5 protein-coding genes are annotated in these 7751 nt (G+C 69.7%); 2 read left to right on the top strand and 3 right to left on the bottom strand.

Translation table 11 applies throughout. The features are described 5' to 3' along the window. On the bottom strand, positions 1–254 hold a 254-nt coding region (locus tag ACNPM4_RS05260; RefSeq protein WP_448984942.1), incomplete at its 3' end, for a GNAT family N-acetyltransferase. 79 nt (positions 255–333) lie between these two features. On the opposite strand from ACNPM4_RS05260, the gene mfd reads away from it, so the two are divergent. After that, positions 334–3921, top strand: a complete 3588-nt coding sequence (gene mfd / locus ACNPM4_RS05255) for a transcription-repair coupling factor (RefSeq protein ID WP_029263001.1) — start codon at positions 334–336, stop codon at positions 3919–3921. A 46-nt stretch (positions 3922–3967) separates the two neighbouring features. After that, positions 3968–4570 carry a gamma carbonic anhydrase family protein gene (locus tag ACNPM4_RS05250; RefSeq protein WP_448984941.1) on the top strand — a complete coding sequence of 201 codons (603 nt, stop codon included), beginning with the start codon at positions 3968–3970 and terminating at the stop codon, positions 4568–4570. Positions 4571–4631: 61 nt separating this feature from the next. Here the strand turns inward: ACNPM4_RS05250 and gdhA are convergent, their stop codons facing one another. After that, complete coding sequence (gdhA, locus tag ACNPM4_RS05245; protein WP_262000591.1) at positions 4632–6002, bottom strand: NADP-specific glutamate dehydrogenase; 1371 nt, start codon at positions 6000–6002, stop codon at positions 4632–4634. Positions 6003–6135: 133 nt separating this feature from the next. After that, on the bottom strand, positions 6136–7751 hold a 1616-nt coding region (locus ACNPM4_RS05240), incomplete at its 5' end, for a phosphoenolpyruvate carboxylase (RefSeq protein ID WP_448984940.1).

Genomic DNA, 7751 nt, shown 5'->3' with positions numbered 1-7751 from the left:
GCGATGCCGTGCAGACCGATCATGCCCACGAGCTCGTCGCCGGCGTACATGCCCCAGACGGCCTCCGAGCCGTCGGCCCACGACCCCGCGACGAGACGCACGAAGTGCTCGGCATCCTCGCGGTTGTACGGGCTCGGAACCGTCGTCCAGCGCGCGATCTCCGGATCCTGGCACGCCTCCGTGATCGCATCGATGTCCGCCTCCGTCGGTGCATGCAGGACGAGACGTTCGGTGGACAGGGCGACGGATTCCATCCCGACAGCCTATTGAGGTGAGCCCCCTCGAAACGAGCGGGCGGGCCGGAGTGTCGGCGGGCGCGACTAGTCTTGTCCGGTGACTGTTCCGGGGATTCTGCGCGCCTTGGAAGAGGCGTCTCTGTACCGTGACGCTCTGCAGTGGGCGCACACCGATGCCGACCTCGGTCTGGTCGACGGGCTCGATGCGCCGGCGCTCGCCGGTCTGCTCGGCAAGCGCGCGGCGGCGGGGCATCCTCCCGCCCTCCTCGCGGTCGTCCCCACCGGGCGCCGCGCCGAGAGCCTGGCGCTGGCGATGCATGCCTACCTGCCCACGGCCGACATCCTGACGTTCCCGGCCTGGGAGACGCTGCCGCACGAGCGCCTGAGCCCCAGCGTCGACACGGTGGGCCAGCGCCTGCAGACACTGCGCCGCATCGCGGAGTGGTCCGGTGACCACCCGCTCGTGATCGTCGCCTCCGTGCGCGCGGCGCTGCAGCCGATCGCGGGCAACCTCGGGGAGATCGCGCCGCTCGAACTCTCCGTCGGCAGCAGGGGCAACGAGCTCGACCGCGTGGTCGAGCAGCTCGTGGAGCGCGCATACTCCCGTGTCGACATGGTCTCCCGCCGTGGCGAGTTCGCCGTGCGCGGCGGCATCCTCGATGTCTTCCCTCCCGTCTCGGAGCACCCGTTCCGCATCGAGTTCTTCGGCGACGAGATCGACCAGATACGCGCCTTCTCCGTCGCCGATCAGCGCTCGCTCCCCGGCGACGTGCCCGGCGTCGACCTGCCGCCGAGCCGCGAGCTGCTGCTGACCGCCGATGTCCGCGATCGCGCGCGGGAGCTGATCGAGGGATTCCCGGCGATCAGAGGGATGCTCGAGAAGATGTCCGAGGGCATCCCGGTCGAGGGCATGGAATCGCTCCTGCCTGCGGTCGCGGGGCCGCTGAAGTCCCTGGCCGAGTATCTGCCGGCGGGGGCCGCGACGGCCGTCGTCGATCCCGACCGCTCCACCGCGCGTGCGATCACGCTGGGTGACACCAACCGCGAGTTCCTCGATGCCGCCTGGAGCGCGGCCACCTCTGGTGCGTCGGCGCCCATCGACCTCGGGGCCGGCGACTTCCTCACGGTCGCCGAACTGCGCGAGGTCGTGCGCGACCGGGGTGGCGTCTGGTGGCAGCTGAGCCCCTTCGGCATCAGCGTCGGCGACGGCGATGCGGCTTCCGACACGGATGCCGCCACCCTCGGTGCCGCCATCATCCCGTCGTTCCACGGCAACGTCGACGGGGCGATCTCGTTCGTCGAGGCCAAGGTCACCGACGGCTGGCGCGTCGTGGTGATCGCAGCCGGAAGCGGCCTGGTCGACCGTGCACGCGATGTGCTGTCCGATCGCGGCCTCGCGGCCCGCGTCGTCGAGAGTCTCACGGATGCGCCCGAGGCCGGTGTCGCGACCCTGGTCATGGGGTCCGTCGAAGCCGGATTCCAGGTGCCCGAGGCGAAGCTCGCCGTCCTCACCGACAACGAGTTCTACGGACGCACGATCGGTGGCGACCAGCGGGTCGTCAAGAAGCTCGCCTCGCGGCGCAAGAACGTCGTCGACCCCTTGCAGCTGAAGCAGGGCGACTTCGTGGTGCACGCCACGCACGGCATCGGACGGTTCGTCGAGATGACCCAGCGTGAGGTGTCCACCGGTGGCCGCAACGCGACCAAGTCCGTGCGCGACTATCTCATCCTCGAATACGCCCCCTCCAAGCGCGGCTACCCGGGCGACAAGCTGTATGTGCCGACGGATCAGCTCGACTCCCTCTCGAAGTACGTCGGCGGCGAGGCCCCGACCCTGTCGAAGATGGGCGGCAGCGACTGGTCGCAGGCCAAGGGCAAGGCCCGCAAGGCGGTGCGCGATATCGCCGTCGAGCTCGTGAAGCTGTACTCCGCGCGCATGAGCGCCAAGGGCCATGCCTTCGGCCCGGACACGCCTTGGCAGCGCGAGTTGGAGGAGGCGTTCCCGTTCGCGGAGACGCAGGACCAGTTGCAGACCATCGACGAGATCAAGGCCGACATGGAGCGGCCGATCCCGATGGACCGGCTGCTCTCCGGCGACGTCGGCTTCGGCAAGACCGAGGTCGCCGTGCGCGCGGCGTTCAAGGCGATCCAGGACGGCAAGCAGGTCGCGATGCTCGTGCCGACGACGCTCCTGGTGAAGCAGCACATGGAGACGTTCACCGAGCGCTTCGCCGGTTTCCCGGTCAAGGTGCGCGCGCTGTCGCGCTTCCAGACCGACAAGGAGGTCCGGCTCACGCTCCAGGGGCTGCTGGAGGGGTCGGTCGACATGATCATCGGCACCCACCGCATCCTCACGGAAGGGGTCATCTTCAAGGATCTCGGCCTGATGATCATCGATGAGGAGCAGCGGTTCGGCGTCGAGCACAAGGACGCGCTGAAGAAGCTGAAGACCAACGTCGACATCCTCGCCATGAGCGCCACCCCCATCCCGCGCACGCTGGAGATGGCGGTCACGGGCATCCGCGAGATGTCCACGCTCGCGACGCCGCCCGAGGACAGGCATCCGATCCTGTCGTTCGTCGGCCCCCGCAGCGACAAGCAGATCGCCGCGGCCATCCGGCGCGAGATCCTGCGCGAGGGGCAGGTCTTCTTCGTGCACAACCGCGTGCAGTCGATTCAGCGCGTCGCGGCGCAGTTGGCGGAGCTCGTGCCCGAAGCGCGCATCGCCGTCGCCCACGGGCAGTTGGGTGAGCACCAACTGGAGCAGGTCGTCGACGACTTCTGGGAGCGCAAGTTCGACGTGCTCGTCTCGACCACGATCATCGAGACCGGCCTCGACATCTCGAACGCGAACACGATCATCATCGACCGCGCCGACAAGTACGGCCTCAGCCAGCTGCACCAGCTCCGCGGTCGGGTCGGGCGCGGGCGGGAGCGGGCGTACGCGTACTTCCTCTACGACGAGATGAAGCCGCTCTCGGAGACCGCCGCCGACCGTCTGCAGACCATCGCCGTCAACAACGAGCTCGGCTCGGGCATGCAGGTCGCATTGAAGGACCTCGAGCTTCGCGGCGCGGGCAACATGCTCGGTGCCGAGCAGGCCGGACACATCGCCGGCGTCGGCTTCGACCTGTACCTGCGCATGATCGGCGAGGCGGTGGCGACGTTCCGCGGTGACGAGGTCGAGACGGGGCAGGAGCTGCGGCTCGAACTGCCACTCGATGCGCGGATCCCCGAGTACTACATCGACAGCGAGCGACTGCGCCTCGAGGCGTATCAGAAGCTATCGGCGGCCTCGGCGGCCACGGCGAAGGACGGCGCCATCGACCTCGTGATCGAAGAACTCGTCGACCGCTACGGCACGCCTCCCGAAGAGGTCGAGGGGCTTCTGGCGATCTCGCGGCTGCGTCGTCGGGCTGCGCGCGCCGGATTGACGGATGTGGTCGTGATGGGTTCGAACCTGCGCATCGCGCCGGCGCGGCTCGAGGACTCGATCAAGGTGCGGCTGCAGCGGCTGTACCCGAAGGCGAAGCTCGTGGCCGGGGGAGAGGCGCTGGTCGTCCCGATGCCCACGGTTCCCGCCGCTGTGGGTGTGGGGCTCGAGCCGTTGCCCGACGCACAGCTCCTCGAATGGGTCGAGCAGCTGTTCACCGCGATCTTCCCGGAGCCCGCCAAAGTCGAGTAGCGTGCGGCGGCTGCTTTCACGGCTGCGGCGGGACTAGTCTGGCCGCATGTTGTACGAGCACCTCGGGGCTCGCCCCCGCATCCATGACACCGCCGTCATCGCCCCCACCGCCGTCGTCTCCGGCGATGTGGAGGTGGGGCCGGGCTGCCAGGTGCTGCACGGCGCCGTCATCACGGCGGAGGGCGGCCCGATCACCCTCGGCGAGAACGTGATCGTGATGGAGAACGCGCTGATCCGCGCCACCGCGGCCAATGCGGTCCATGTCGGCGCGCACACGCTGATCGGAACGCTGGCGAGCATCGCCGGGGCGACGGTGGGTGAGGAGGTCTTCTTCGCCTCCGGCGCCCGCGTCTTCAACGGTGCTCTCGTGGGGGCCCGCTGCGAGGTGCGGGTCAACGCGATCGTGCACCGCCGCGCCGTGCTTCCCGAGGGCACGGTGGTCCCGATCGGGTGGGTGGCCGTCGGCGACCCGGTGCAGCTGCTCTCACCCGACCGGGATCAGGAGATCGCCGCTGCGCAGCCCGAGCTCGACTTCCCCGGTCACGTGTTCGGCGTCGACCGAGACACCCCCGACCTGATGGTGCAGCTCACCGAGCGCTACGGCAGCTCGCTCGCCCGACACGCCAACGACCGCGAGATCACGGACTGAGACGCCGCGGAGACGACGAGGCCGGGCACCCCTGCGGATGCCCGGCCTCATGTCGTTCGGATCAGATGACGCCCTGGGCGAGCATCGCGGCGGCGACGCGCTCGAAGCCCGCGATGTTGGCTCCGGCCACGTAGTCGCCGCCGACGTCGTGGCGCTCTGCGGCGTCGAACGCGGCGTCGTGGATGTCGGCCATGATCTCGCGCAGCTTGTTCTCGCTGTCGGCGAAGGTCCAGCGCTGACGCGAGGCGTTCTGGCTCATCTCGAGCGCCGAGGTCGCGACACCGCCGGCGTTCGCGGCCTTGCCGGGGGCGAACAGCACGCCCGCTTTCTGGAAGGCCTCGACGGCGTCGGGCACGCACGGCATGTTCGCGCCCTCGGAGACGGCGCGCACGCCGTTCGCGATCAGGGCCTCGGCATCCGCGAGGCTGACCTCGTTCTGCGTGGCGGAGGGGACGGCGATGTCGACCGGGACCTCCCAGACGCTGCCGCCTTCGACGAAGCGCGCGCTCGGACGACGGTTGGCGTACTCGACGATGCGGGCGCGCTCGACCTCCTTGAGCTGACGGAGCAGGTCGACGTCGATGCCGGCGTCGTCGACGACGTAGCCGGACGAGTCGGAGGCCGTGACGGCGGTCGCGCCGAGCTGGGTGGCCTTCTGGATCGCGTAGATGGCGACGTTGCCCGAGCCCGAGATGCCGACGCGCTTGCCGGTGAGGGAGTCGTTGTGCACGGCGAGCATCTCCTGCGCGAAGAACACCGCCCCGTAGCCGGTCGCTTCGGTGCGTACCTCGGCGCCGCCCCAGCCGGTGCCCTTGCCGGTGAACATGCCCGACTCGTGGCGGTTGGTGACCTTGCGGTACTGGCCGAAGAGGTAGCCGATCTCGCGGCCGCCGACGCCGATGTCGCCCGCGGGGACGTCGGTGTGCTCGCCCAGGTGGCGGTAGAGCTCGTTCATGAACGACTGGCAGAAGCGCATGACCTCGGCGTCGGACTTGCCGTGCGGGTCGAAATCGGACCCGCCCTTGCCGCCGCCGATGCCCTGACCGGTGAGCGCGTTCTTGAAGATCTGCTCGAAGCCGAGGAACTTGATGATCGACAGGTTCACCGAGGGGTGGAAGCGCAGTCCGCCCTTGTACGGGCCGAGCACAGAGGAGAACTGGATGCGGTAGCCGCGGTTGACCTGCAGCTTGCCGGCGTCGTCGATCCACGGCACGCGGAAGAGGATCTGCCGCTCGGGTTCGACGAGCCGCTCGAGGATCCCGCCGTCGACGTATTCCGGGCGTCGCTCCAGGACGGGGGCGATCGAGTGCAGCACCTCGTGGACGGCCTGGTGGAACTCCGGCTCGTGCGGGCTGCGGGACAGCACCGTGTCGAACACGGGCTGCACGGAGGCGGCGAGCGGATGGAAGTCGGCGGGAGTCGTAGCGGTCACGCGGAAGGGACTTTCTGATGGGGGATTGTGGTGCAGGCGATCGTGTCGCGTGAGGCATCGCCGGAGTCGGCGGAGGTTTCACTCTAGCGGCCGGCCGAATGCGGATCGCGCACCCGGCCGGACGGTATCTCGGTCACCCGGTGTTCTGAAGGCCGGCGGCGACGCCGCTGACCGAGAGCAGGAGCAGACGCTGCTGTTCGGCATCGGCGCCCGAGCCGGTGGGCTCGTCGCTCGCCGAGCGCAGCGCCCGCAGCGCGCGTAGCTGCAGCAGCGAGAGAGCGTCGACGTAGGGGCTGCGCAGCTGCACAGCCCGCTGCAGAACCGGCTTGTTCTCCAGCAGGCGCTCGCCGCCGGTGAGCCGGATCACCCAGCGCCGCGTGATCGCGAGTTCGTCGAGGACGAGCTGTGCCAGATCATCGCGGTCGCCCAGTGCCAGGTACTGCCGCGCGATGCGCTCGTCCGTCTTGGCGAGGCTCATCGCGACGTTGTCGATCATGGTGCGAAGCAGCGGCCACTCGCGGTACGCCTCGACGAGCAGCTCCTCATCGCCGACGGCGTCCAGGGCGGTGCCGAGACCGAACCAGCCGGCGAGGTTGATGCGCGCCTGCGTCCACGCGAACACCCACGGGATGGCCCGCAGATCCTCGAGCGACTCGACGGACAGTCCGCGGCGCGCCGGGCGGGAGCCGAGCGCGAGCAGCCCGATCTCCTCCATCGGGGTGACCGTGGCGAACCAGGGCGCGAATCCATCGGCCTTCACGAGCGAGAAGAAGCGCTCGCGGGAGGCGGCGTCCATGACCGAGGCGACCTCCGCGTAGCGCTCGGCCGCGCGACTGGTGCGCTCCTCCTCGGTGGGGGACGACGCGAGCAGCGTGGCGGCGGCGACCTGGTCGATGTGCCGCATCGCGATGGCCGGCTCGCCATAGCGCGCGAAGATGACCTCACCCTGCTCGGTGAGCTTGAATCGACCGTCGACCGAGTGCGGCGGCTGCGCGAGGATCGCGGAGTTCGCGGGGCCGCCGCCGCGCCCGAGGGCACCACCGCGACCGTGGAAGAGCGTCAGCTCGATCTCGGACTCCTGCGCCCAGCGTGCGATCTTCTCCTGGGCCTCGTACAGTGCGAGGTTCGCGGCCACGGGGCCGACGTCCTTCGACGAGTCCGAGTAGCCGAGCATGACCTCGAGGCGGTTGCCGGTGGCGGCCATGCGCTCGCGGAACTCCGGGAACGTCACGGCCTCGGCCAGGATTCCGGGGGCTGCCTGAAGGTCGGCGAACGTCTCGAACAGCGGCACCACGTCGAGCACCGGTGCGTCGTCGCCGAGCGCGTACCTGGCGAGGCGGCGCACGTTCGCCAGATCGGAGGCGGCCTGGGTGAAGGAGACGACGTAGCGTCCGGCGGCTCGCAGGCCACGGTCGCGCTGGATGTCCGCGATCGCGCGGAACACCTCCAGCACCTCCTCGGTCTGGGCGCTGAGCGCGTCGCCGGCATCGAGCTCGGCCAGGGCGTTCGCGTGCACCTGGGAGTGCTGACGCACCTCGAGCTCGGTGAGGTGGAAGCCGTAGGTCTCGACCTGCCAGATCAGGTGCTGCACGCCGCCGAAGGCGTGGCGCTTGGCGCCGGCCTCCGCGAGCGAGGATTGCACGGCCCGCAGGTCCGCGAGAAGTTCCTCGGGACGCGAGTAACCCTGGGTCGAGTCGCCGTGGCGGGTCGCGGAGACCCGTCGGGACAGGACGAGCAGCACGCGGCGGT

The organism is Microbacterium umsixpiens, from assembly GCF_053543675.1.
This window is presented reverse-complemented; position numbering and strand designations above follow the sequence as displayed.

Bases quoted from the DNA above. Each gene is read 5' to 3' on its own strand.
- ACNPM4_RS05250 (WP_448984941.1), top strand. From the start codon at position 3,968: ATGTTGTACGAGCACCTCGGGGCTCGCCCCCGCATCCATGACACCGCC.